Here is a 23,720-nt window from a genome sequence, read left to right as displayed (position 1 = left end):
GAAGCAGAGCGATGACAGTTCAGGTTGAACTACCGTGCCCGAAGTGCAAAAGCACCAAAATGAAATTCGAGCGTCCCGAGATCCGGGAGACGGACATCATAAGCTGCGCGGCCTGCGGCCATAATCTCGGCACCATGGCCTCCATCCGCGAAAGGATGAACAAGGCCTATCAGCAACTCAAGCAGAGGCCGGCGGGGCGCAAGCTTCAGTGAGGGGAGCGGCCGTCCTGCGGCGCTTAAACCGGTCATTGCCCTGTTAGAATTGTGATTACCATTCGGGTTAAAGCTATGTAATCAAGTATCGTCGTAGTCTCTCTGTCGTGAGGGCGCAATCAAATGCGCGGGTGCGAAGAGGGATTATCATGAAGACGATTTTTGCCGCCGCGGCGGCAAGCTTATTACTGCAGTTTTCTCCGGCTGCGGCTGAGGCAGCAGCGCTGGTTGCCAATATCAGCATCGGCAAGCAGACGATGACCGTCACCGAGAACGGCTTCGTCAAATATCGCTGGAAGGTTTCCACCGCGCGCAATGGTTATGTCACGCCCACCGGCTCCTGGAACGCCAAATGGCTGTCGCGCGATCATCGCTCGCGCAAGTACGACAATGCGCCGATGCCTTACGCCGTATTTTTCAACGGCGGTTACGCCGTTCACGCCACCTTCGATCTGAAGCGTCTCGGCACACCGGCCTCGCATGGCTGCGTTCGCCTGCATCCTGACAATGCGGCCGAGTTCTTCTCATTGACGCGGCAGGCGGGTCTTGCCAATACCCGCGTCGTCATCACGCGCTGATCCCGGATCAGCGCCTGACTCCGAATGCGACGTCTGATCCTGTTACGCGCTGATTCTTTCCAGTTCATCCAGATCGGGAACGACGATATGTCTGGAGTTCTCGATCAGGATAACACCCCGCTTGCGCAGCCTGGTCATCTGCCGGCTGACGGTTTCGATCGTCAGCCCGAGAAAATCGGCGATCTCGGCGCGCGATAACGGCAGATCGAAGGCGGTGCTGATCGCGGTTTGCGGCTCGGCATGGGTCGCGATGAGGTGGAGCAGGCTTGCAACCTTCTCTTCCGCCGTGCGGCGGCCGAGCGTCAGCATCCATTCGCGCGCGGCGTCGAGCTCGTTGAGCGCCTGATCGTGCAGCCTGCGCTGCAGCTCCGGCGTCTCCGCGATCATGCGGTCGAGCAGGTTGCGCGGGAAGACACAAATTTCGGCGTCGGTTGCCGCCTCCGCCGACAGTGTGCTTTCGCGCACGAAGGGTCTGCCGACGAAATCGGGAGCGAACTGCAGGCCGACGATTTGCTGGCGTCCGTCCGGCATCATCTTGCAGAGCTTCACCACGCCGCGCATGATGTTCGAATAAAATGAACTTTCCGATCCTTGCGCAATGATCTCCGAGCCGGCCTCGATCTTGCGGCGCAGGGAGTGGCGGTTGAGCTCCTTCAACTGAGCGTTCGACAGGGCGCCGCAGACGACGCCGTGCCGCGCCTGACAGGAACGACATGCGACGGGCGTGCCTGTCTCGAAAATCTCGCTGCTGGCAACGTCCATCGTCGGGATCCTTCAAAAAGCCGGACATGTGAAACGCGATCGCAATTCCTTCCAGCGCGGCTTGATGATTATCAAATGCCAGCGCGCATAATTTGATTCAGATCAAAGACCGGTGCGGATGTTGGACAGCCGCATCCTGTTTTCGGCGCCTGCACTCGCCGGTGTTCCATTGCTGTTTAGGCAACACCTTATTGTCAATTTGCCGTAACGCCCGGACGAAAGCATTGGCTTTTGAAAAGGATTTGCCTATGAGGGGGTTTAAATCGTCATTTCATGAGGTACAGCGCGTGACCGCTACATTCGATAAAGTTGCCGACATTATTGCAGAAACCAGCGAGATCGATCGCGCCACGATCACGCCGGAGAGCCATACAATCGACGACCTCGGTATCGACAGCCTCGATTTCCTCGACATCGTCTTTGCGATCGACAAGGAATTCGGCATCAAGATTCCGCTCGAAAAGTGGACGCAGGAGGTCAATGAAGGCAAGGTTTCTACGGAAGAATATTTCGTGCTGAAGAACCTCTGCGCCAAAATCGACGAGCTCAAAGCGGCCAAGGCCTGAGCGACACACCAGTCTTTTTTGAACGCCCTGCCGCCCTGAGTATGGCGGCCGGGCGGTTTCGTTCCTAATTAGGCGTCACCGGCGGGCGGATTTGGCCTGCCGGGCCGGAGGATCCGAATGCTGCTGGAATATTTCCAGATGATTGACCGCGTCGAAGCGGTGGACCTGAAGAAGGGGACGCTTGCGGCGCGTTCCGTCGTACCGGCCAAGAGCCCCGTCTTCGAGGGCCATTTTCCCGGTATGCCGCTCGTTCCCGGCGTGCTCCTGATCGAGACCATGGCGCAGGCTTCCGGCATGCTGGTGCTTGCCGTGACCGACTTTGCCGCCATGCCCTTCCTGATGTCGGTCGACGGTGCCAAGATGCGCACCTTCGTCGAGCCGGAAGCCGTGCTCGATATCGAGGCGGTGCTGGAGCATGACGGGTCGGGTTTCGCGGTCACCAAGGCCAAGATCACCAGCGGCGGCAAGAAGGTCTGCGATGCGCAGCTGAAACTGCGCACCATGCCCTTCAGCGAAGTTCCGCTCGGCGATATCGTTAAAAAACGCGCCGGCGAGGTCGGGCTTCTCAAAGCGATCGCAGCGCAGGGAGTGGTTGGATGAGCAAGGCTGCAAACGACGTCGTCATTTCAGGCGTCGGCATCGTTACCTGTCAGGGCGTCGGCAAGGAGGCGCATATCGCGCTGCTTTCGGCGGAGAGCGCGCCGAAGGCGATCGTCGAGACAGAGAAATTCAAACCCTATCCGGTGCATCCGCTGCCTGAGATCGACTGGTCGCAGCAGATCCCCAAGCGCGGCGACCAGCGCCAGATGGAGAACTGGCAGCGCATCGGCGTCTTCGCCGCGGGTCTTGCGCTCGACGATGCCGGCTTCAAGGACAATATTGAGGCCTGCGGCACGATGGACATGATCGTGGCGGCCGGCGGCGGCGAGCGCGACATCAACGTCGACACGCTGATCGTCGACGAGGGCTTGAAGCGCAACGACCGCGAACTGCTGCTCAATGAGAAGCTGACGACGGAACTCAGGCCGACGCTATTCCTGGCGCAGCTTTCCAATCTGCTTGCCGGCAATATTTCCATCGTTCACAAGGTCACCGGCTCCTCGCGGACCTTCATGGGCGAAGAAGCGTCGGGCGTTTCCGCCGTCGAGACGGCGTTCTGGCGCATTCGCTCCGGCGAATCCACCCATGCGCTGGTTGGCGGCGCCTTTGCTGCCGAGCGCCCGGATATGATCCTGCTTACCGAAGCGATCGGCGCGCACACGCGCGGCGAATGGGCGCCACTCTGGTCGCGCTCCGGCCTCGAGGGCGGCGGCATGATCACCGGTTCCGCCGGCGCCTTCCTGGTGCTGGAATCGCGCAAGCATGCGCAAGAACGCGGCGCGCATATTTATGCGACGATCAGCGCCGTTGAGGGCGATCGCGGCAATCGCGCTGCCGGCAATTTCGAAGTGCGGATGGAACGGCTGCTGAAGCCTGCCGCCGAGCTGCCGGCAGAGAGCATGGCGATCTTCTCCGGTTCGACCGGCATGCACGAGATCGCCGCCCGCGAAAAGGCGGTGCTGGAACATCAGCTTCCGGGTGCGGCGATCCGCGGCTTCGGCGGCGTTTCCGGTCACACGATCGAGGCGCAATTCCCGCTGGGGCTGGCGCTCGCAGCCCTGGCCATCGATGCCAACGCAAAGGTTCCACCCTTCGACGCTGCCCATGAAGCGCCGATGAAGGCGGGCACCAAGGCGGCCGTCGTAACGACGGTCGGACACCAGCGCGGCGAGGGCGTCGCCGTTCTTTCCGCAGAGGCGTGAGGAGAGAGATATGACAGCTTCCGCTTACAGGGATCACCTCGGTCGGCCGATCGTCGCAGTGACCGGCATGGGCATCATCACTTCGCTCGGCCAGGGGCTGAAGGACAATTGGGCAGCTCTTTCCTCCGGCACCTCGGGCATCCATGCGATCAATCGCTTTCCCACAGAGGGTCTCTCGACACGGATTGCCGGCACTGTCGATTTCATAGACATTCCGGTGCCGAATGCCGTCGAGCGTTCCTATGCCTTTGCGCGCGAGACGACCATCGAGGCACTAGCCGATGCCGGTCTATCAGGCGATTTCAACGGCCCGCTGTTCCTTGCCGCGCCGCCGATCGAACCCGAATGGAGCGCCCGTTTCGAACTTGCAGACCGCTCGCCGGCCGCCGATCATCCGGGCGATGCCTATGAGCGCTTCCTGACGGCGCTGCGCCAGCGCCCGGACCCGGCCTTCCACGAGGCGGCCTTGTTCGGCGCGATTTCCGAGCGCCTTGCCGACCGGTTCGGCACGCGCGGCCTTCCCGTGACCTTGTCGACGGCCTGCGCCTCCGGTGTCACTGCGATTCAGCTCGGCATCGAGGCGATCCGCCAGGGCCGTACCGATCGCGCACTGACGGTTGCGACCGACGGGTCGCTCAGCGCCGAGGCGCTGATCCGCTTTTCGCTTCTGTCGGCTCTTTCGACGCAAAACGATCCGCCGACCAAGGCCTCCAAGCCGTTCAGCAAGGATCGCGACGGCTTCGTCATCGCCGAGGGTGCGGCGACGCTGGTGCTGGAATCGCTGGAAGCGGCGGTCGCCCGCGGCGCCAAGGTGCTCGGCATCATGAAGGGCGCCGGCGACAAGGCCGACAGCTTCCACCGCACCCGGTCTTCGCCCGACGGCGGTCCGGCGATCGCGACGATCCGCGCGGCCCTTGCCGACGCAGGCATCGACGAGAGCGGCATCGGCTACATCAATGCGCACGGCACCTCGACACCCGAGAACGACAAGATGGAATATGGCGCCATGTCGGCCGTCTTTGGCGAACGGCTCGTCGCCATTCCGGTGTCGTCGAACAAATCGATGATCGGCCATACGCTGACGGCGGCGGGCGCGGTCGAGGCGGTGTTCTCGCTGCAGACGATGCTGACGGGCACGCTGCCGCCAACGATCAACTACGCCAATCCCGACCCGTCGATCGTGCTCGATGTCGTGCCGAACAGGAAGCGGGAGGCCCAGGTTTCGGCCGTGCTTTCAAACTCCTTCGGCTTCGGCGGGCAGAATGCCAGCCTTGTCATGGCGCTCGAACCGGCTTAAGCGGTTCCCGACAATTTCAAGACGAGACGAACGCCTCCGAGGCGAGGGATTTTGCCATGCGCGCTTTGCAACTGATCGACGACCGCAAGCTTGAGATCACCGACCTGCCGGAACCGGAGGCACCTGCCGCCGGCGAGGTGACGCTGCGCGTCAAGGCGGTGGCGCTGAACCATATCGACGTCTGGGGCTGGCGCGGCATGGCTTTCGCCAAGCGCAAGATGCCGCTCGTCATCGGCGCGGAAGCCTCCGGCGTCATCGAAGCGATCGGTCCCGGGGTCGCCAATGTGCTGCCGGGCCAGCTGGTTTCGATCTATGGCGCGCGCACCTGCGGCCTCTGCCGGCCCTGCCGCGAAGGCCGAGACAATCTCTGCGAGCATATTTCCGGCGTGCATGGTTTCCATCTCGATGGTTTCGCGCAGGAGAAGGTGAACCTGCCGGCGCGTCTGCTCGTTCCCGCACCTCCCGGTGTGGATGCGATCGGCGCCGCACTCGCTCCCGTCACCTTCGGCACGGTCGAGCACATGCTGTTCGACAACGCCAAGCTCGAGCCCGGCGAAACGATCCTCGTCCATGCCGGCGGCTCCGGCATCGGCACGGCGGCAATTCAACTGGCCAAGAAGATCGGCTGTACCGTGATTACCACGGTCGGTTCCGATGACAAGATCGACAAGGCCAAAGCTCTCGGCGCCGATCACGTCATCAACTACCGCACCGACCGCTTCGAAGGCGTGGTGCGCAAGCTCACCAAGAAGAAGGGTGTGGACGTCGTCTTCGAACACGTCGGCAAAGACACCTGGGCGGGTTCGATGCTCTGCATGAAGCGCGGCGGGCGTCTCGTCACCTGCGGCTCGACCTCCGGCGTTTCCACAGAGATGAACCTGATGATGCTGTTCCAGCAGCAGCTGAAGCTCTTCGGCTCGTTCGGCTGCCGCATGGAGAACATGGCCGATGCAATGCAGAAGATGGGCCGCGGGCTCGTCCATCCGGTCATCGACACCGAAGTCGGCTTCGACGATATCGACCGGGCGCTGGAGCGGATGGAAAGCCGCCAGATCTTCGGCAAGATCATTCTGAAGATGGACTGACCTCACGTGAAGCTGTTCATTACCCGGGTCGTTCTGGCGCTCAGAAATTTCCAGCAATGGCTGGTGGCGCAGGCGATGTTCGGCTTCCTGAACGTGCTGAAGCTGTTTCCGGCCGATGGCGCGATTCGCTTCGCCGACCGGATGATGCGCCGCCTCGGCCGGCGGACCCGCCGCCATAAGCTGATGCTCGTCAATCTGCGCAACGCTTTCCCTGAGAAGAGCGAGGCCGAGATCGAAGAGATCGCGCTCGGCAGCTGGGGAAATATGGGTCGGCTCGCGGCCGAATACGTCTTTCTCGACCAGCTCTTCGACTACGACCCCGAACGGCCGGAGCCGGGCAGAGTGGAGGTGTCGGGCATCCCCATTTTCCTCGACCTGCGTGACAATCCGCGCCCCTTCATCGTCTTTACCGGCCATACTGCCAATTTCGAGCTGCTGCCGGTGGCGGGCGCGGCCTTCGGGCTCACAGTCACCGTGCTTTTCCGGCCGCCGAACAATCCCTATGTCGCAAAGAAGGTATTCGACTTCCGCAGCGCCCGCATGGGCAAGCTGGTGCCTTCGCATGCCGGCTCCTCCTTCGCGCTCGCACGCCAGTTGGAGGCGGGCCAGGGGGTGGGCGTGCTCGTCGACCAGAAATTCGGCAAGGGGCTGAAGGGCACCTTCTTCGGGCTAGACGTGAAGACCAATCCGCTGCTGCCGAAGCTGGTGCGCCAGTTCGATTGCGAGGTCTATCCGGCACGCTGCATCCGCCTGCCAGGTAATCGCTATCGGCTGGAAATCGAGCCGCGGCTGGAGATGCCGCGCGACGCTAAAGGTTATCTCGACCTGCCGGCGGCCGCCCAGCTACTCAACGACAAGGTGGAGAGCTGGGTGCGGGAATATCCGGAACAATGGCTCTGGTATCACGACCGCTGGCAGATCAAGAAGACGCTCGCGCCTTGAAAATCAAACCCTGATTTATCAGCGGTGAAAAGCGGCAGGTGCGCTCGGATTGAAACCGAGTAAACTTCATGTTAGCCGTCACCACCAAGGCGCGAATAACAGCCACCTTAGGGCGCATTTGGGAAAGTGCTGCCACACAATTTGGACACGCCACTTGGGACAATGGGAGTGGGAGGCGTCTTGCTGGAGCTTTTTCGAGCCTTTTCCTTGCGCTGCGCGCAAATAGAGGAAGCCATACGTCTGGGCGATGATCAACGCGTCATGTTGCTCGACCGTCACGTCGAGCCGCTGGTCGAGGCTATCCTGGCCTGCCGGGCGGCCAATCTGCTCGAGGTCTATATGCAGCTACAGTTCGTCAGCCATCTTGTCGCTCGGGACGCGGACGACAGCGCCAGCGTCAGAGAACATGCGGCGGTGCTTTCCCATCTGCTCGACTGCTATTTCGGCACGCATGCGCCGGACTGGCGGGTGCCTTCGCCGCAGGATGTGCGCATCGAGCCGCCGGCAGCCTATGTGCCCGACACCGACAACGGCCAATTCCTCAACGCGGCGATCCTCGAAAGCCTGCCGGGCCGTGTCGCGGTGCTGACCAGGGACTACCGCTACCTCTATTCCAACGCGGCCAACAGCGTCCATCTCGACAGGAAGCCAATGGAACTGATCGGGCGTCACCTTTCCGAATTCATCGGCGAGGAGCGCTTCGCCGAATGCGCCAAGCACAGGCTGGACGCGTGTTTTGCCGGCGAGGAGATCGACTACACCTATGAGCGCCAGGCTGGCGGCGGCGCATCGCGGCAGATACGCTGTCGCATGTCGCCGCTGCGCGACGCGGGCGCGACGGTGATCGGCGCTCTGATCGTGATGGATCGGTAGTTTAGAGCAATTCTGTTTTTCTTCGAATCACGGAATTGTTCTATCGCTTGGTTTTCACGCAATTCCGGACGCAAAACCGCTGCACACTGTTGCTGGAATTGCTCTAACTTACGCCGTCGCCCAGACGGCGAGCTCGTAGCCGTCGCGGTCGAGGAAATGAAAGCGGCGGCCGCCGGGGAAATCGGTGATCGGCCGGCAGATCGTGCCGCCGGCGCGTTCGACCGAGGTCAGCACCTCTTCCAGATCCCTGGCGTAGACAACGACCAGCGGGCCGCCCGGCCGAACGGGGCCGAAATCGGTGAAGCCGCCCTTCAGCCGGCCATCATCAAATTCGCAGTAATTCGGGCCGTAATCGGTGAAGCGCCAGCCGAAGGCCGAGCCGTAAAAGGCTTTGGCGGCGGCGATGTCGGAGACGTTGAATTCGACATAATCGATGCGGCGATCGTTGTGTTCGGAGTTTTGAGCCATCTATCTCTCCATCAGGGCTTTCAGCATGACGAGATCCTTCTCGATATGCGCGGCATCGGCGGCAAATTGCGCGTCTGTCATGCCGGGCAGGCGCAGCAGCGTGAACATGACCTCGCAGCCATCGCCGTTCGGGACGATGCGCAGGGCATTATAAACCCTGAGTCCGGATTCGATCGTCACCGTATGGTCGATCACGCCGAATTCATTGGCGGGAACCAAGCTCACCTTGATGACGCCGAGGGGACCGTGGGCGATCCAGTCGGCGCCGTCGGGCTCGAAGCCGGTGGCAAGCCCGGAGGCCCAGAGCGGCATGTTTTCCGGCTTGCCGGCGAAGTCGTAGACATCCCGCCAGTCGCGCTCGATCGACTGGTGGATGATTTTTGCAGGCATTGTCGTCATGGTGCAGGTCCTTGTATTTTGGTTTCCCTGAAATAATAAGGCCGGCTGGCGGTGTCTTGAACAAAACGGTCAGCCCGACCTTTTCCGCCCGCCGAGTTGGTCGAGGATGATCGCGGGGGTCAGCGTCGAGAGTTCTTGGACCTCGCGGGTCATATGGGCCTGGTCGGCAAAGCCTGCTTCCAGCGCGAGGCCGGCTAGTGGCGTCGCACCCGCCCTGCGGCAGAGGTCGAGGAAACGTTGGAACCGGCGGATGCGTTCCAGAGTCTTGGCGCCATAGCCGAAATGATGGTGGCAGCGGCGGCGCAGCTGCCTTTCGCCTATGCCGAGCCGGTCCGGCAGGCCGGAGACCGGGCGGTTGCTGTCGGCGGCGGCGAAGATCATGGCGGCGTCGCGGGCGGGCTCCTCCTCGTCGCGCGTGGCCTCTTCAAGCAGACGGCCGAACAGCGTCGCGGCGGCCTCGGGTTCCGGGCAATCTTGCAGCCGCGCCTCGAAGTCGCTCGTGTCCTTCCGGCCGATGTCGGTAAGCGGCACCGAGAGGCCGACCAGCGCCGAGAGCGGCGTCTTCAGCCAGGATGCTGCGGCGCCCGGAGCAAAGCGCGCGCCGATAACGGTCGCGTCTGGCCTTATGACAGGGAAGGCTGCCGTCCTGTCGGGCCCGGCGACCTCAAGCCTTCCGTTAATCCAGAGGAGATCACAATAACCATCCGGCACGATCGCCACCCTCGCCGGCGGTCCATCGTTCAGCGTATGCGACCAGAGGCGGCTGAAATGGCGCCACAAGGCGGGCGGCGGCGCATATTCGCGGTAGCGGCCGGCGCGGGCCGCAAGCAGCGCCATGTCTTTTCGTCTTTTCGAAACCAAACGCTATCTCCCGAGGTCCGCATGATAACATGAGATAGGGCGGCACGGGCGATCGCGAAAATTTGCGGCTTCCGGATCGGCCGCAGATGAGAGGTTGTCGGACAAGTCAGGCGATCAAAGCCGCATTTCGTTGGCTTTTGCGAACCGATTAGACCCTCGCGAGACTTGCCGTTTGAGCGAGACAGTGCCACAACACCGGTCCAAATGACACATCGGAGGTTTGTCGTGGAAAAGGCAGAAATCGGACTGATCGGCCTTGCGGTCATGGGTTCCAACCTGGCGCTCAACATCGCGGAGAAAGGCAATAAAATCGCGGTCTTCAACCGCACGCCCGAGAAAACCGATGAATTCTATGAAAGCGCCGGCGATCTGAAGAAGCAGATCGTTCCCTGCAAGACCATCGAAGAGTTCGTCGATGCGATCCGGCCGCCGCGTCCGATCATCATCATGATCAAGGCCGGCGACGCCGTCGATCAGCAGATGGAGGCGCTGCGCCCGCATCTCACTAAGGGCGACATCATGATCGATGCCGGCAACGCCAATTTCCGCGACACCGTCGCCCGCTTCGACCGCCTCAAGGATACGGAGCTGACCTTCATCGGCATGGGGGTTTCCGGCGGCGAAGAAGGTGCGCGCCACGGCCCGTCGATCATGGTCGGCGGCACGGAAGAATCCTGGAAGCGTGTCGAGAAGGTGCTGACGTCGATTGCCGCCCGTTACAATGACGAGCCCTGCGTCGCCTGGCTCGGCAATGACGGCGCCGGCCATTTCGTCAAGACCATCCATAACGGCATCGAATATGCCGACATGCAGATGATCGCCGAAATCTACGGCATCCTGCGCGACGGTCTCGGCAAGAGCGCCTCCGAAATCTCCGGCATCTTCGGCGAATGGAACAAGGGCCGGCTGAACTCCTACCTGATCGAGATCTCCGAGAAGGTGCTTGCGGCGACCGATCCGGTTTCCGGCGGGCCGATGGTCGACATGATCCTCGACAAGGCAGGCCAGAAGGGCACCGGCAAGTGGTCGGCGATCGAGGCGCAGAACATGGGCATTCCGGCAACGGCGATCGAAGCCGCGGTCGCCGCTCGTAGCCTCTCCTCAATGAAGTCGCAGCGCGAAGCCGCCGAAAGGATCTTCGGCACGCAGGCCGTCTCCTTCCCGATCGCCTACGGCCCCGAGCTCAACAAGGATCTGGAACTGGCGCTGTTTGCCGCCAAGATCGGCGCCTATGCGCAGGGATTCGCTGTAATGGCGGAAGCTTCCAAGGAGTTCAACTGGTCGCTGCCGATGCCGACGATTGCAAAGATCTGGCGCGCCGGATGCATCATCCGCTCACAGTTCCTCGACGAGATCACCAAGGCTTTTACCGATGCGCCCGATGCGGCGAACCTCATCGTCACGCCGGCCTTCTCGTCCATGGTCAAGGAATCGATCCCAGCGCTTCGCCGCGTCGTGACCGCCGCTCTCGCCGCCGGCCTTCCGGTGCCGGCGCTGACCTCCGCGCTCACCTATTTCGACGCCTACCGCCAGGGCCGGGGCACCGCCAACCTCATCCAAGCCCAGCGCGACTTCTTCGGCGCCCACGGCTTCGACCGCCTGGACGGCAAGGATTTCCACCACGGTCCCTGGGGCAGCGGTGCGGCGACCTTCTGAGGTTTGCGTAGAAGCAATCAGGAAGCCCGACCATCGTGCCGGGCTTTTTCGTTAGGTGCATGGCGCGCTGCGCCGGCCGACGTGGCGCCGTAGCGCAGCTCCCGGTGGGGTAGTATGACTTGCTGATTTTCGACTTTCCCTTCATAGCATCTGCGGAACATTGCTCCTGAGGATTGTAGGGATGCTAATCCGATATGAGACGCCCGCAGATATCGATGCGATCCACGATTTGACGTCGATCGCCTTTGCGGCCATGCCCTACAGCGAAGGTATTGAGGCGGAGATCATCCGGAGGCTTCGCGCGAGCGGCGATCTCACGATCTCGCTGGTCCTCGAGGAAAAAGGCGAGATCCTGGGGCATGTCGCGTTTTCGCCGGTGGCGATCAACGGTGCGCATCGCGGCTGGTTCGGACTGGGTCCGATATCAGTCAAGCCGGGGAGACAGCGGCAAGGCATCGGCAAGGCGCTGATTGCAAAGGGGCTCGCTTTGCTGGAGGAGATGGGCGCCAGCGGATGCGCGCTGATCGGCAATCCCGATGTCTATCGCGGCGCTGGTTTCAGCAGCGACGGGAAACTCAGCTATCATGATCTCGACAAGCGGCTCGTCCAGCGCATTGTCCTTCGCGGGCCGGCGCCGAGCGGCACGCTCCGGTTCGCTCCGGCGTTCGAAAACTAGATCTTCAGCAGAAAGGCAATGACATGTCCGGAATGGGCGCGATCACCCTCCGAACCGCACGCCTTAGGCTCCATATGCCTGAGATCGATGACTTCGCCGCTGTGACTTCTAATGTAAATGCAACAAGGGCTTAAAGGCTACTACAGGGCAGGGAGATCAGCCCCCGATCCGACCGGCTGGGCCGGGTTGAAAGGGCGGAGCGGGGGCGGGTGATGACGCACCCCTTCGGCTTTAGCTTTCTCACTAGCAATTGTTCTTTTACCGCTCGATACTCGCTGGGACTTGCATGGCGCAGTTGGGGATCAAAGCCGCACGATGCTTCCGGAAATCAACCTGCAAGGTGACGTCGACATCGCCGCGCTGTCACCACTTCTTCGCGGCATGCTTCTTTCGGTTGCCTATGCTGACGGTGAGGGTGGCATAGGATTGACGGCGACCGGCGCCATGAACCGCAAGTTCGTGCATTGGGCCGCTGTGCACTTCCTCTGGCCAGGATTCACAGCCGAGGACCTCTACAGCATGAACAAGGTGCTCAATGAAAGCGACATGCCGCCGCTTTGGGTCGTGTGCGATATGGCCCGTCATCTGAAGCTTCTTCGCCGGAAAAAGGATGTGCTGCTGCCAACCAGACGCGGCCGGGAGTTTTTGGTGAACCCGCAAGCCTTCTTCGATCTGGTCGCCACGGATTATCTCCATTCCTATGTCCACGCCACCGAGCGGGAAGAGGAGGTCCGAGCGCGGTTACGCTGGTGGCGCATGTTCCTCAATCTTCTCAATATCAAGGCCAGAGAAGGTTGCACGCCAATGGACGTTGTGCAAATACTCTATCCAGACCTGACGCCTTTGTCGGACACCGAAATGACCATAGAAGCCTGGGAGTTGAAATCCGATCTTCAGTATGGCGTCTTCCAACGCTTATGCTGGCTCGGCTTGCTCTACGAGGCACGAGAGGGGCTCACTCTTCTGCAGGATGGATCCTTCCACAAGACGCCACTTTGGGCAGCTTGCCTGCAGTTGGAATCGGATACGCAAAGCGATATCGGCGTGCATTGACGATCTCTATTCTGCCGCTGGCTGCCTAATAACACTTTCTCTCGCCGCGCAATCACCGCAGGATCATTCATGAAATCCGTCCTCCGCCCCGGCTTGCCGTCATTTGTTCACTTCACGCCTGAACACTTCAGCTGGGGTGCGGAACCCAAGGCATTTTCTCGGCGTACTGTTCAACCGATCGATCAGTGATCGTATCGATTCATCAGGAACGGACAGGACAGCAGTATCCCTCGGCAGGTAACGCCGAATCCGCCGATTCATGTTCTCAACGGAGCCTTTTTGCCAGGGCGCAGACGGATCGCAGAACCATGCATCGGTTCCCATTCCTTGCTTCAGTCGCCGCCAGGAGACGAATTCAAATCCGCGATCAAACGTCAAACTTTGCCGGGCATGCCTGGGCAGGGGGCTGAGCACGTTGATGAGCCGCTCCATGATCGGCTTGGACTGCCGGTCGTTGTTCTTGAACAGCATGGTGAACCGGCTCATCCGCTCGACAACCGTTGCCACATTGGCATTGCCCTGAACCCTTTCGAAGATCATCAGATCGGCTTCCCAGTGACCGAATTCCTTGCGATCGTTGATGGCTTCCGGCCGATGTTTGATCGAACGCTCATCTGGAAAGACCGGGTTCTGCGGTTTGCGAGCATATCTCGGCCGGCGCTTTCTCCGCCGTTCCGGAAGAAGCCGCGCCAGTTGCTGCCGTTGTCCTTCCGGTGAATAGACATATCGGTAGATCGTCTCGTGACAGACGCTTGCCTTGGCCGCTGGTTCGATCTTCAGTCGTCCAGCAATCTGTTCCGGCGACCAGCCGGATTCCAACTTTCCGATCACTTCGTTCCGCAGATCCTCGCGACGAAAGAGCTTGCCGATCCGCCGGCGCCTGTCGCGCGCCATGTCGTTGGCGGTCATCGCCCAGTAGCCCTCGGCATCGGGGAATTCCTGATCGTGCCAGTAGTTGCGTTTGATCTCCCGGGAGATGGTCGCGCGGTCCCGGCCGAGGCGTCTGGCGATCTCAGACTGGCTAAACTTCTGATCCAACATCCTGGAAATCGATCGGCGTTCGTCAAAACTCAAATGCGAAAAGGTACGGATCAAACCATGGCTCCCGAAAAGCAGGCAGCTTAGCGCCTTTGTTGCAGTTCGAGATAGAATGTGCCCGCCTATGCGCGGCTGATGGCTTCGCCGCGGTCCACCGGAATGGGCGGCCCGTTCGACGCGCGCGCGGCATGGGGGATGTTCTGCACGACGTGGCTCTGTGGCGGCTGGGCACGGAGCGCTGATGATCGATCTCGTTGAAACCGGCGAATGTATCGGCCAGGTGGGGATCAACCACGGGCCACTCTTTCCGGAAAAGGAACCTGGATGGTTCGTTTATGGAGGGGATGAAGGCAGGGGCTATGCGACCGAGGCAGCCTTTGCGTTGCGCGGCTGGGCTTTTGAGACACTCAAGCTGCCGTCGCTTGTGAGCTATATCGCTCCCGGCAATGCGGCATCCGTGGCCGTTGCCGAGCGGCTGGGGCGCGTCTCAATCCCATAGCGCCCCGGAACGAGCCCAGCGATCTTGTTTACCGCCACATTCCTTCCTGAAGCGCGCATATGGTTGCGCGTGTGGGGCGGTTGGGGACGACGTCTCAATCCCTATATGTTGATGGATCAGGATCGGACGCTGCCAAAATGGATGTAGGATGACGAACGGCACACGTGAGCACTGGGACGAAGTCTATCGCACGAAGGCAGCCGACAGCGTCAGTTGGTATCAGCCGACGCCGGAACCTTCCCTCAAGGCGATTGATGCACTGCAGCTGCCGGCTACGGCTTCGCTGATCGATGTCGGCGGCGGCGCGTCGAGCCTCGTCGATCGTCTCATCGAACGCGGGTGGTCAGACCTTACCGTTCTCGATATCGCCGCACCGGCACTCGACGTCGCGAAGGTGCGGCTGGGCGACGACGCCATGCGGGTCACCTGGTTGGTGGCCGATGTCACCGTATGGAGATCCGGGCGCTACTACGACGTATGGCACGACCGCGCCGTCTTTCACTTTCTCACCGCGCCGGAGCAGCGGCTTGCCTATCGCCATGCGCTCGAAGCCGGCACGGCGCCGGGCAGCGTCGTGATCTTCGCGACTTTCGCGCCGGACGGGCCGGAACGGTGCAGCGGCTTGCCGGTCCAGCGTTACGACGCGGCCGCGCTGGAGGCGGAGTTCTCGACGGCCTTCACGCTGGAGCGCGACTGGCGCGAAGAGCACACGACCCCCGGCGGCGGCCGGCAGTCTTTCCAGTGGTGTATCTTTAGGCGGCGCTGAACGCTCTGCCTTCAGGCCGCGCGGCTGGCGCGCGCCATGCCGTGCGCCACGAGACGGTCGATGATCTCGGCATAGCTGACGCCGCTTGCCGCCATAGCCTTGGAATACATGCTGATATCGGTGAAGCCGGGAATGGTGTTGAGCTCATTGATAACGAAGCGCATGTCCGATGTCAGGAAGAAATCGACGCGCGCCATGCCGTCACAGCCGACGGCCCGGAAAGCCCTTGCGGCCGTGTCGCGCATGGCGGCCTCGATCTCCGCCGGCAGGTCGGCCGGGACTTTCAAGGCAGCGCCGTTCTCATCCATATATTTGGCGTTGTAATTGTAGAAGCCGTGGCTTTCCGCCGGCACGATCTCGCCCGGGCGGGAGACGAAGAGCTTGCCGTCGCTATCTTCCAGCACGCTGAATTCGATCTCGCGGCCGGCGACGAATTCCTCGGCAAGCAGGACGCTGTCATGACGGAAGGCCTGCTCGAGCGCTGCGGCGAATTCCTGGCTGGCATGGACCTTGGCGACGCCGACCGACGATCCCTGTCGTGCCGGTTTGATGAAGAGCGGCAGGCCGAGTTCGGCTTCGAGTGCGGAGAGTGAAGGGGCCGCACCCTCGTGGATCGTCACGGCGCGCGCCACCGGCAGGCCCGAGGCCCGCAGCAGACGCTTGGCGATATCCTTGTCGAGGGCTGCGGCTGAACCGAGGATGCCGCAGCCGGCGAGCGGCACGCGCGCCACTTCAGCTGCGCCCTGCACCGATCCGTCCTCACCATGAGGGCCGTGCAGCACGGGAAACAGGATGTCGATCCTTGGCAATTCATGCGGCGCGCCATGGGCTGACATGGCCAGCATGCGCCCGCGACCGCCCGGCACGAGGGAGATTTCCGTGCCTGACGAGGGTGTCGCCAGCCGGCCGTCCTCGAAGCTGCTCAGCAGCCATTGTCCCTCGCGGGTGACGAAGACGGGAAGGGCATCGTATTTCTCGGATTCCAGGGCAGCCATCACGTTGGTCGCCGAGAGGATGGAAACCTCGTGCTCGGCCGAACGGCCGCCGAAGAGCACGGCGATGCGCAGCCTGTTGGGGAAGGGGTCATGAAAGCCTCCGAAGCGATGGGATGTCGGAAAGATCAGGCCTCGACCGATATGCCGCGATTGGCAAAGAAACGATCGAAGACGGCAAGTGGCAGCGTGACATCGGCTTGGATTGCCGCGTCATGGCTGGACGGATTGTGGAAATGGATCGTCTCCTGCGAGGCTGATGTCACCAGCACGAGATGACCGCCCTTTGCCGGCGGCTCGCGCTCCGGCCAGCGGATGGCCGAATGCACCGAGGCTATGAAGAACCGGCGTTTCGACAGAAGTTCCGGGATGGCTGAAGTTTCGACGTTGGTCATTGCCTCGGCGCTGAGACCGAAACGCTCGGCGGCGAAACGGACGAACGGGGCGTAGATCAACCCCTTGATCGAGGCATCGATCTCGTTGACGACATAACCGCCATATCTAGTGCAGGCGCGGGCAAGCTCGAGAGTAGGATGGATCTCGCCGCGCGCGGCCAGGATCATCTTCAGGCAGGCCATGCCGCAGACATTCACCGCCCAGCGCGCATATTCTTCGATGGTCGCGGCTCCCGACTGGCGCCAGAGCGGATCCCTGAGCAGCGCCTGCGAACCCTCGGCAAGCACCGGCAGCGTCATGCCGGGCGTTTCCCATTGGCTGAAATAAGGCACGCTGCTCTGCTGCATCCTGTCGACATCTCCGCGGTACGTTTCGTGAGATGGCGGCCAATCTTGGCTTTTTTCGAGCCGATGCCCACTTGCGAATCCGAGGGTAGGGCTCGTTTTTCTTCGGGCCACTAAAATAAGGATGGGATGATAGCATATCCTCAATGGTGACGTGGAACAGCCGGTTCCGTCCGGCTATTGCGCGGGCACCCAAGAAAGCCTCATCCTGAGAGCCTGTGAATCTATGATTTTGCGATTTTTAGCTAGTTAAATCAATGACCTAATTCTCGCAAAACGGACGAAAATCCAAAAGATTCACAGACTCTGAGGCGCCCCGTAGGGGCCTCGAAGGACGGGGCGGGTGCTCGGCATGGCGGGAACATTGATGGAAGGAGGAGCGCTGCGGTGTGCCCTTCGAGGCTTCGGCATTCGGCCTGCGCGCCTTCAGGATGAGGGATGTTGGGGAATGCCGCGCTTAGGGATAGGGCGGGCGTTACATCATGTATGTTTTCGATGTTGGCATTGTTTCGCTAGTTGTCGTCCCGCTCGCCACTGCCCTATCTGTCACCCTCCGGCCAGATCGGCTGGCTGATGCTCTGGAGCAGTTCGGGTTCGACGCCGTCGATCCGGGCGATGACGGCCTTGGCCATTTCGCGCCCGGCCTGGCGCACGTCTTCCTGGACGGTGATGATTTCGGGACGGATCCAGTTGAGGATCGGCACCGACTGCTTGGAGACCATGTCGAGATCGCGGCCGAGCGCCTTGCCGGCGGCCTCGATGCCGGCATTGACGGCGATCGCGGCGCTGCCGGCCGAGCAGACGATCCCGTCAGGCGCGTTGGCCGAGCGCATCATCACTTCGATGATGTCGCGGATATCGGCGAGCGGCGCGTCGGTATTGACGCGCAGCGGCACTTCTTCGGCGCCGTAATCGTGCAGGCCGGTCTGGAAGCCGATGCGGATATGGGTGTAATAGGTGAGCTTGCTTGGCGGCTGCAGCAGGGCGATGCGGCGCCGACCTCGTTTGACGAGGCGTTCCACCGCCTGATGGGCGAAGGCCTCGTTGTCGAAATCGTGGAAGGGGTGGATGAGACCTGCATCGGTGCGCCCATGCGTGGCAAAGGGCATGCCGCGTTCGGACAAGAGCCGCACGCGCGGGTCGTCCGGCTCGATACGCGAGATGATGACGCCGTCGGCCGAGCCAGTCTCGAGGATATAGCGCACTGGCAGCATCGGATCCTTGCTGTGGGAATGCGGTGTCACGACGATATGATAAGGCGTGCCGGACAGCACTTCGGATATGCCGAAGACCATCTGGCTGGAGAAGCCCATGATCTCTTCATCGATGCTGAGGACGAGGGCGATAACGTTTGTCTTGCCGGTGCGCAGGCGCACACCCGCCCGGTTCGGCTGGTAGCCGAGCTGGCGGGCGACCATGCGCACCCGCTCCTTGGTTTCGGCACCGATATCCGGCGCGTCCTTCAGCGCACGCGATACCGTCGTCACGCCGAGGCCCGTCATGAAGGCGATCGTCTTCAACGTCGGGCGCTCGCGCGTCACCGCCGTCGATGTCGCCTGTCCGAAATTTCCCTTGTTTTCCATCCCTGTAGGCCGCCTTGCGCGAATTGGTCTCGCTTATAGAGGCTTTTTCAGGCGCCGTAAGCCCGCCGCCTGCCAAAATCGCGCCTCCCTGAAGAACTCAATCTGTAACGATACAGTAGAAATGTCGAGCAGTTTTTCTTGTGTGCGTCGCAATATCATTCGCATAGGTTGAATCGGTTATTCCGACGAGATTTTTCTGCAGGTGCGAAAAAGGTAATGCGGAGTTCGAAACTGCAATTTGAAAATTATCGTTAAATTTCACCGTAATAATCTGAGGAAGCGCCTGCGGAAAAGTCTGCCCGACTGCCGATTCACCGGGTGTGGGGCGGTCTTCCGAAACAGTCAGAAGTGGTAATCCTGATCTTTAAAGAAAAATTTACGGGCGGGCAGTTGCGTGGGGAAATCGATTGATCTAAGTTTTTCCGGCAACGTTTCAGTGAGGGAGGAGAACTCATGAAAATTCGTATGATGGCGGCGATGCTTGCCGCTTCCGCTGCGCTTCCGATCAGCGCCAGCGCCACCGATCTCGAAGTCACCCATTGGTGGACGTCTGGCGGCGAGTCCGCTGCTGTCGCCGAGTTGGCAAAGGCATTCGACGCCACCGGCAACCACTGGGTCGACGGCGCTATCGCCGGTTCCGGCGGCACGGCGCGCCCGATCATGATCAGCCGCATCACCGGCGGCGACCCGATGGGCGCCACCCAGTTCAACCACGGCCGCCAGGCCGAGGAACTGGTTCAGGCTGGCCTGATGCGCGACCTGACCGATGTCGCGACCGCAGAGCACTGGAAGGATATTATTCGTCCGTCGAGCCTGCTCGATTCCTGCACGATCGACGGCAAGATCTACTGCGCTCCGGTCAACATCCACTCCTGGCAGTGGCTGTGGCTTTCGAACGCCGCATTCAAGAAGGCCGGTGTCGAGGTTCCGAAGAACTGGGACGAATTCGTCGCTGCCGCTCCGGCTCTCGAAAAGGCCGGTATCATTCCGCTCGCTGTCGGCGGTCAGCCATGGCAGGCGACAGGCGCCTTCGACGTGCTGATGGTCGCGGTCGCCGGCAAGGACGTGTTCAACAAGGTCTTCAAGGACAAGGATGCAGAGGTCGCCGCCGGACCCGAGATCGCCAAGGTCTTCAAGGCTGCCGACGACGCCCGCCGCATGTCCAAGGGCAGTAACGTCCAGGATTGGAACCAGGCGACCAACCTCGTCATCACGGGCAAGGCCGGCGGTCAGATCATGGGTGACTGGGCGCAGGGCGAATTCGCGCTCGCCGGTCAGAAGGCCGGCACCGACTATACCTGCCTGCCGGGTCTCGGCGTCAACGAAATCATCTCGACGGGTGGTGACGCCTTCTATTTCCCGCTGTTGAAGGATGAGGAAAAGTCCAAGGCACAGGCCGTGCTCGCCAAAACCCTGCTCGACCCCAAGACCCAGGTTGCCTTCAACCTGAAGAAGGGCTCGCTGCCGGTTCGCGGCGACGTCGATCTTGCCGCCGCCAACGACTGCATGAAGAAGGGCCTCGACATCCTGGCGAAGGGTAACGTGATTCAGGGCACCGACCAGCTGCTTTCGGCCGACAGCCAGAAGCAGAAGGAAGATCTCTTCTCCGAATTCTTCGCCAACCCGTCGATGACGCCGGAAGACGCTCAGAAGCGTTTCGCCGAGATCATCGCTTCGGCTGACTGATCGGCAGGTTCGCTGCCCGTGCGATCCGGCTCCCCGGAGCCGGATCCTCCCGCAAGTTTCGATGGTCTTGCCGGCCATTCCGGCGGATCCCGCGGGCGGGGGTGAGAGCGGCCGCTACCGGCCGCAGCTGCGATTTGAGGAGAGGTTTCATGACGGGTCAAGCGCAAGCAGGCCGGCCAAACAAGTTACTGCGCAATCTGAACGCCAAGATTGCGTCCATTCCGATGATCCTGACAGCGCTGGTGATCTTTGTCGGCGGCACGTTCTGGACGGTCTTTTATTCCTTCACCAATTCCAAGCTCCTCCCGCGGTTGAGCTTCGTCGGCTTTGACCAGTATCACCGTCTCTGGGCGGCACCCCGCTGGGTTACTGCAATCGAAAATCTGGCGCTCTACGGCGTCCTCTCGCTGATCTTCAGCCTGGTCATCGGATTTGTGCTCGCCGCGCTCATGGATCAGAAGATCCGTTTCGAAAACACTTTTCGCACCATTTTTCTCTACCCCTTCGCGCTGTCCTTCATCGTGACCGGTCTCGTCTGGCAGTGGGTTCTGAACCCGGACTTCGGCGTCCAGTCGGTGGTGCGATCGCTCGGCTGGACAAGCTTCACCTTCAATCCGCTCTATACGCCCGAAATCGTCATCTACGGGATTCTGATTGCGGCGCTTTGGCAGGGAACGGGCCTCGTCATGTGTCTGATGCTTGCCGGCCTGCGCGGCATAGACGAGGATATCTGGAAAGCGGCCCGCGTCGACGGCATCCCGATGTGGAAGACCTACCTGCTCGTCGTCATTCCGATGATGCGGCCCGTATTCATCACGACGATCGTCATCATCGCCTCCGGCATCGTCAAAGTCTACGACCTCGTGGTGGCGCAGACTTCGGGCGGTCCCGGCATCTCATCGGAAGTGCCAGCCAAATATGTCTACGATTACATGTTCCAGGCGCAGAATCTGGGTCAGGGCTTCGCCGCATCGACGATGATGCTGGTCACGGTCGCGATCATCATCGTTCCGTGGGCCTATCTGGAGTTCGGAGGAGGGCGCAAGCGTGGCTGATATCGAAACTCTCAACACCACGGCTGCCGGCCTCGACGCCGTCTCACAGAGGCTCGGCGACGGTCCGAGCGGTCCGAAGCCGCGCCCGACGCTGTCAGCGCGCAACATCATGCTCTATGGAACGCTGACAGTTGCAGCGCTCTATTATCTGCTGCCGCTCTATGTGATGGTCGTGACGTCACTGAAGGGTATGCCTGAAATTCGTCTCGGCAACATCTTCTCGCCGCCGATGGAGATCACCTTCGAACCCTGGGTCAAGGCCTGGGCGGAGGCCTGCACGGGCTTGAACTGCGATGGCCTGTCGCGCGGTTTCTGGAATTCGGTGCGCATCACCGTGCCGTCGGTGATCATCTCGATCGCGATCGCCTCGGTGAACGGCTATGCGCTGGCAAACTGGCGGTTCAAAGGTTCCGAGCTATTCTTCTCGATCCTCATCATCGGGGCCTTCATTCCCTATCAGGTGATGATCTATCCGATCGTCATCATCCTGCGTGAAATCGGCATCTACGGCACGCTGACCGGTCTCGTCATCGTGCATTCAATCTTCGGCATGCCGATCCTGACACTGCTCTTCCGCAACTACTTCGTGTCGCTGCCGGAGGAACTGTTCAAGGCGGCGCGTGTCGACGGGGCGGGCTTCTGGCAGATCTTCCTCAAGATCATGATGCCGATGTCGCTGCCGATCTTCGTCGTCGCCATGATCTTGCAGGTCACAGGCATCTGGAATGACTTCCTGTTCGGCGTGGTCTTCACCCGGCCGGATACCTATCCGATGACCGTGCAGCTCAACAACATCGTCAATTCCGTCCAGGGCGTGAAGGAATACAATGTCAACATGGCAGCGACGATCCTCACGGGCCTGGTGCCGCTGATCGTCTATTTCGTCTCCGGACGGCTTTTCGTTCGCGGCATTGCCGCAGGCGCAGTGAAGGGGTGATCACATGAACATGAATTCAACTGTCTCCAATTCGAGCGTCTCGATCAGGGATCTGTCGCTGAATTTCGGCGCCGTCAGTGTGCTGAAGGATCTCAACCTCGACATCAACGATGGCGAATTCCTGGTGCTGCTCGGATCGTCCGGCTGCGGCAAGTCGACCTTGCTCAATTGCATCGCCGGCCTGCTCGACGCTTCGGAAGGGCAGATCTTCATCAAGGGCAAGAACGTCACCTGGGAAGAGCCGAAGGACCGCGGCATCGGCATGGTCTTCCAGTCCTACGCGCTCTATCCGCAGATGACGGTCGAGAAGAACCTCTCCTTCGGCCTTCGCGTCGCCAAGGTGCCGCAGGCCGAGATCGACAAGCGCGTCGCGCGCGCGGCCGAGATCCTGCAGATCCAGCCGCTTTTGAAGCGCAAGCCGGCCGAACTATCCGGCGGCCAGCGCCAGCGCGTGGCAATCGGCCGGGCGCTGGTGCGCGATGTCGACGTCTTCCTGTTCGACGAGCCGCTGTCCAACCTCGACGCCAAGCTGCGTTCGGAACTACGCGTCGAAATCAAGCGCCTGCACCAGTCGCTGCAGAATACGATGATCTATGTGACGCACGACCAGATCGAGGCGCTGACGCTGGCTGATCGCATCGCCATCATGAAGAGCGGCATCATCCAGCAGCTCGACGATCCGACGACGATCTACAACCGGCCGCGCAATCTCTTCGTCGCCGGCTTCATCGGTTCGCCGTCGATGAATTTCCTGCGCGGCGAACTGGTCAAAACAGGTGACGGCATCGGCTTTACCGCTAACGGCGTCAATTTCTCGCTCGCCGCCTACGACGCCAACGAGACGCTGCAGCCTGGCCGCAAGGTGGTGCTCGGCGTCCGCCCCGAACACATCAAGGTCAATGAGAATGCCGGCGGCGAAGAACATGACGCTACCGTCGATATCGAGGAACCGATGGGGGCGGACAATCTTCTGTGGCTGAAACATGCCGGTCATACGATGTCGGTCCGCGTCAACGGCGCACGCCGCTTTGATGTCGGGGCCAAGGTAAAGCTGAGCTTCGACATGGCGCTGGCTTCGGTGTTCGATGCCGAGAGTGAGCTGCGTCTTTAGGGAGATTTTCGCGGGCGGGGTCGGAGATGGTGCCGTCTGCTTTCTGTTTGGCTGCAAGGCTATTTGTATGAGTTCGACCAGTG

General features: G+C 61.1%; 25 protein-coding genes and 1 pseudogene. 18 read left to right on the top strand and 8 right to left on the bottom strand.

Going from position 1 to position 23,720, the window contains the following annotated elements; genetic code table 11:
- The first annotated feature begins 11 nt into the window (after positions 1–11).
- Positions 12–212: an ECs_2282 family putative zinc-binding protein gene (locus tag NL154_RS11540; RefSeq protein ID WP_210630981.1), complete on the top strand. Its 201-nt coding sequence runs from the start codon at positions 12–14 to the stop codon at positions 210–212.
- Between the two features lie 149 nt (positions 213–361).
- On the top strand, positions 362–790 hold the full coding sequence (locus NL154_RS11535; protein WP_210630982.1) for a L,D-transpeptidase: 429 nt from the start codon (positions 362–364) through the stop codon (positions 788–790).
- A gap of 42 nt (positions 791–832) precedes the next feature.
- On the opposite strand, the gene NL154_RS11530 is transcribed toward NL154_RS11535, so the two are convergent.
- The gene (locus tag NL154_RS11530) at positions 833–1,552 is read right to left on the bottom strand and encodes a Crp/Fnr family transcriptional regulator (protein WP_210630983.1); all 720 of its coding nucleotides are present in this window, start codon (positions 1,550–1,552) and stop codon (positions 833–835) included.
- 287 nt (positions 1,553–1,839) lie between these two features.
- Between NL154_RS11530 and NL154_RS11525 the strand changes: the two genes are divergently transcribed.
- The 7 genes from NL154_RS11525 (at position 1,840) to NL154_RS11495 (ending at position 8,117) form a co-directional block, all read left to right on the top strand.
- Positions 1,840–2,118, top strand: a complete 279-nt coding sequence (locus NL154_RS11525) for an acyl carrier protein (RefSeq protein ID WP_003540486.1) — start codon at positions 1,840–1,842, stop codon at positions 2,116–2,118.
- 117 nt (positions 2,119–2,235) lie between these two features.
- Positions 2,236–2,718, top strand: coding sequence for a 3-hydroxyacyl-ACP dehydratase FabZ family protein (locus NL154_RS11520; protein ID WP_210630984.1), 483 nt, complete (start codon positions 2,236–2,238; stop codon positions 2,716–2,718).
- Positions 2,715–3,920, top strand: a complete 1,206-nt coding sequence (locus NL154_RS11515; RefSeq protein WP_210630985.1) for a beta-ketoacyl-ACP synthase — start codon at positions 2,715–2,717, stop codon at positions 3,918–3,920. Before NL154_RS11520 ends, NL154_RS11515 begins: the two co-directional genes overlap by 4 nt.
- Positions 3,921–3,930: 10 nt before the next feature.
- On the top strand, positions 3,931–5,217 hold the full coding sequence (locus NL154_RS11510; RefSeq protein WP_221145269.1) for a beta-ketoacyl-ACP synthase: 1,287 nt from the start codon (positions 3,931–3,933) through the stop codon (positions 5,215–5,217).
- 56 nt (positions 5,218–5,273) lie between these two features.
- On the top strand, positions 5,274–6,302 hold the full coding sequence (locus tag NL154_RS11505; protein WP_434734074.1) for a zinc-binding dehydrogenase: 1,029 nt from the start codon (positions 5,274–5,276) through the stop codon (positions 6,300–6,302).
- A gap of 6 nt (positions 6,303–6,308) precedes the next feature.
- A complete protein-coding gene (locus tag NL154_RS11500) occupies positions 6,309–7,244 on the top strand; it encodes a lipid A biosynthesis lauroyl acyltransferase (protein ID WP_210630988.1) in 936 nt (311 codons plus the stop codon).
- A gap of 180 nt (positions 7,245–7,424) precedes the next feature.
- Positions 7,425–8,117: a PAS domain-containing protein gene (locus NL154_RS11495; RefSeq protein ID WP_210630989.1), complete on the top strand. Its 693-nt coding sequence runs from the start codon at positions 7,425–7,427 to the stop codon at positions 8,115–8,117.
- Between the two features lie 108 nt (positions 8,118–8,225).
- Here the strand turns inward: NL154_RS11495 and NL154_RS11490 are convergent, their stop codons facing one another.
- The 3 genes from NL154_RS11490 to NL154_RS11480 all read right to left on the bottom strand — a co-directional run bounded on the left by NL154_RS11490 (position 8,226) and on the right by NL154_RS11480 (position 9,845).
- Positions 8,226–8,585 (bottom strand): VOC family protein, encoded by a 360-nt coding sequence (locus NL154_RS11490; protein WP_210630990.1) that lies wholly within the window; start codon positions 8,583–8,585, stop codon positions 8,226–8,228.
- On the bottom strand, positions 8,586–8,984 hold the full coding sequence (locus NL154_RS11485) for an SRPBCC family protein (protein ID WP_434734073.1): 399 nt from the start codon (positions 8,982–8,984) through the stop codon (positions 8,586–8,588). It lies immediately after the preceding gene.
- A 69-nt stretch (positions 8,985–9,053) separates the two neighbouring features.
- Positions 9,054–9,845, bottom strand: coding sequence for a DUF6597 domain-containing transcriptional factor (locus NL154_RS11480; protein ID WP_434734072.1), 792 nt, complete (start codon positions 9,843–9,845; stop codon positions 9,054–9,056).
- 204 nt (positions 9,846–10,049) lie between these two features.
- Between NL154_RS11480 and gndA the strand changes: the two genes are divergently transcribed.
- The 3 genes from gndA to NL154_RS11465 all read left to right on the top strand — a co-directional run bounded on the left by gndA (position 10,050) and on the right by NL154_RS11465 (position 13,230).
- Entirely contained in the window at positions 10,050–11,501 is a 1,452-nt protein-coding gene (gene gndA / locus NL154_RS11475; protein WP_221164219.1) for an NADP-dependent phosphogluconate dehydrogenase, read from the top strand.
- A gap of 181 nt (positions 11,502–11,682) precedes the next feature.
- Positions 11,683–12,177, top strand: coding sequence for a GNAT family N-acetyltransferase (locus tag NL154_RS11470; protein ID WP_210630994.1), 495 nt, complete (start codon positions 11,683–11,685; stop codon positions 12,175–12,177).
- A gap of 315 nt (positions 12,178–12,492) precedes the next feature.
- Positions 12,493–13,230 (top strand): hypothetical protein, encoded by a 738-nt coding sequence (locus NL154_RS11465; protein ID WP_434734071.1) that lies wholly within the window; start codon positions 12,493–12,495, stop codon positions 13,228–13,230.
- A gap of 99 nt (positions 13,231–13,329) precedes the next feature.
- Here NL154_RS11465 and NL154_RS11460 read toward each other — a convergent pair whose 3' ends face one another.
- A complete protein-coding gene (locus NL154_RS11460) occupies positions 13,330–14,325 on the bottom strand; it encodes an IS30 family transposase (protein WP_210633345.1) in 996 nt (331 codons plus the stop codon).
- Between the two features lie 63 nt (positions 14,326–14,388).
- On the opposite strand from NL154_RS11460, the pseudogene NL154_RS11455 reads away from it, so the two are divergent.
- Both NL154_RS11455 and NL154_RS11450 read left to right on the top strand, forming a co-directional pair.
- Positions 14,389–14,817: pseudogene (locus tag NL154_RS11455) on the top strand (GNAT family N-acetyltransferase); the annotation flags it as partial.
- Between the two features lie 98 nt (positions 14,818–14,915).
- Positions 14,916–15,533 (top strand): class I SAM-dependent methyltransferase, encoded by a 618-nt coding sequence (locus NL154_RS11450; protein ID WP_221153536.1) that lies wholly within the window; start codon positions 14,916–14,918, stop codon positions 15,531–15,533.
- An 11-nt stretch (positions 15,534–15,544) separates the two neighbouring features.
- On the opposite strand, the gene NL154_RS11445 is transcribed toward NL154_RS11450, so the two are convergent.
- The 3 genes from NL154_RS11445 to NL154_RS11435 all read right to left on the bottom strand — a co-directional run bounded on the left by NL154_RS11445 (position 15,545) and on the right by NL154_RS11435 (position 18,848).
- The gene (locus NL154_RS11445) at positions 15,545–16,588 is read right to left on the bottom strand and encodes a D-alanine--D-alanine ligase family protein (RefSeq protein WP_434734070.1); all 1,044 of its coding nucleotides are present in this window, start codon (positions 16,586–16,588) and stop codon (positions 15,545–15,547) included.
- A gap of 65 nt (positions 16,589–16,653) precedes the next feature.
- The gene (locus NL154_RS11440; RefSeq protein ID WP_434734069.1) at positions 16,654–17,268 is read right to left on the bottom strand and encodes a C39 family peptidase; all 615 of its coding nucleotides are present in this window, start codon (positions 17,266–17,268) and stop codon (positions 16,654–16,656) included.
- A 536-nt stretch (positions 17,269–17,804) separates the two neighbouring features.
- Positions 17,805–18,848: a LacI family transcriptional regulator gene (locus tag NL154_RS11435; protein WP_210630998.1), complete on the bottom strand. Its 1,044-nt coding sequence runs from the start codon at positions 18,846–18,848 to the stop codon at positions 17,805–17,807.
- A gap of 453 nt (positions 18,849–19,301) precedes the next feature.
- Between NL154_RS11435 and NL154_RS11430 the strand changes: the two genes are divergently transcribed.
- The 4 genes from NL154_RS11430 (at position 19,302) to NL154_RS11415 (ending at position 23,637) form a co-directional block, all read left to right on the top strand.
- Positions 19,302–20,534, top strand: coding sequence for an ABC transporter substrate-binding protein (locus NL154_RS11430; RefSeq protein WP_210630999.1), 1,233 nt, complete (start codon positions 19,302–19,304; stop codon positions 20,532–20,534).
- Positions 20,535–20,683: 149 nt separating this feature from the next.
- A complete protein-coding gene (locus tag NL154_RS11425) occupies positions 20,684–21,589 on the top strand; it encodes a carbohydrate ABC transporter permease (protein WP_097599962.1) in 906 nt (301 codons plus the stop codon).
- Positions 21,582–22,526 carry a carbohydrate ABC transporter permease gene (locus NL154_RS11420; protein WP_221145257.1) on the top strand — a complete coding sequence of 315 codons (945 nt, stop codon included), beginning with the start codon at positions 21,582–21,584 and terminating at the stop codon, positions 22,524–22,526. The genes NL154_RS11425 and NL154_RS11420 overlap by 8 nt, the downstream gene beginning before the upstream one ends.
- A gap of 4 nt (positions 22,527–22,530) precedes the next feature.
- Positions 22,531–23,637, top strand: a complete 1,107-nt coding sequence (locus NL154_RS11415) for an ABC transporter ATP-binding protein (protein ID WP_434734068.1) — start codon at positions 22,531–22,533, stop codon at positions 23,635–23,637.
- The last annotated feature ends 83 nt before the right edge of the window (positions 23,638–23,720 follow it).

Source organism: Rhizobium sp. YTUHZ044 (assembly GCF_051123975.1).
Lineage (GTDB): Bacteria > Pseudomonadota > Alphaproteobacteria > Rhizobiales > Rhizobiaceae > Rhizobium.
This window is presented reverse-complemented; position numbering and strand designations above follow the sequence as displayed.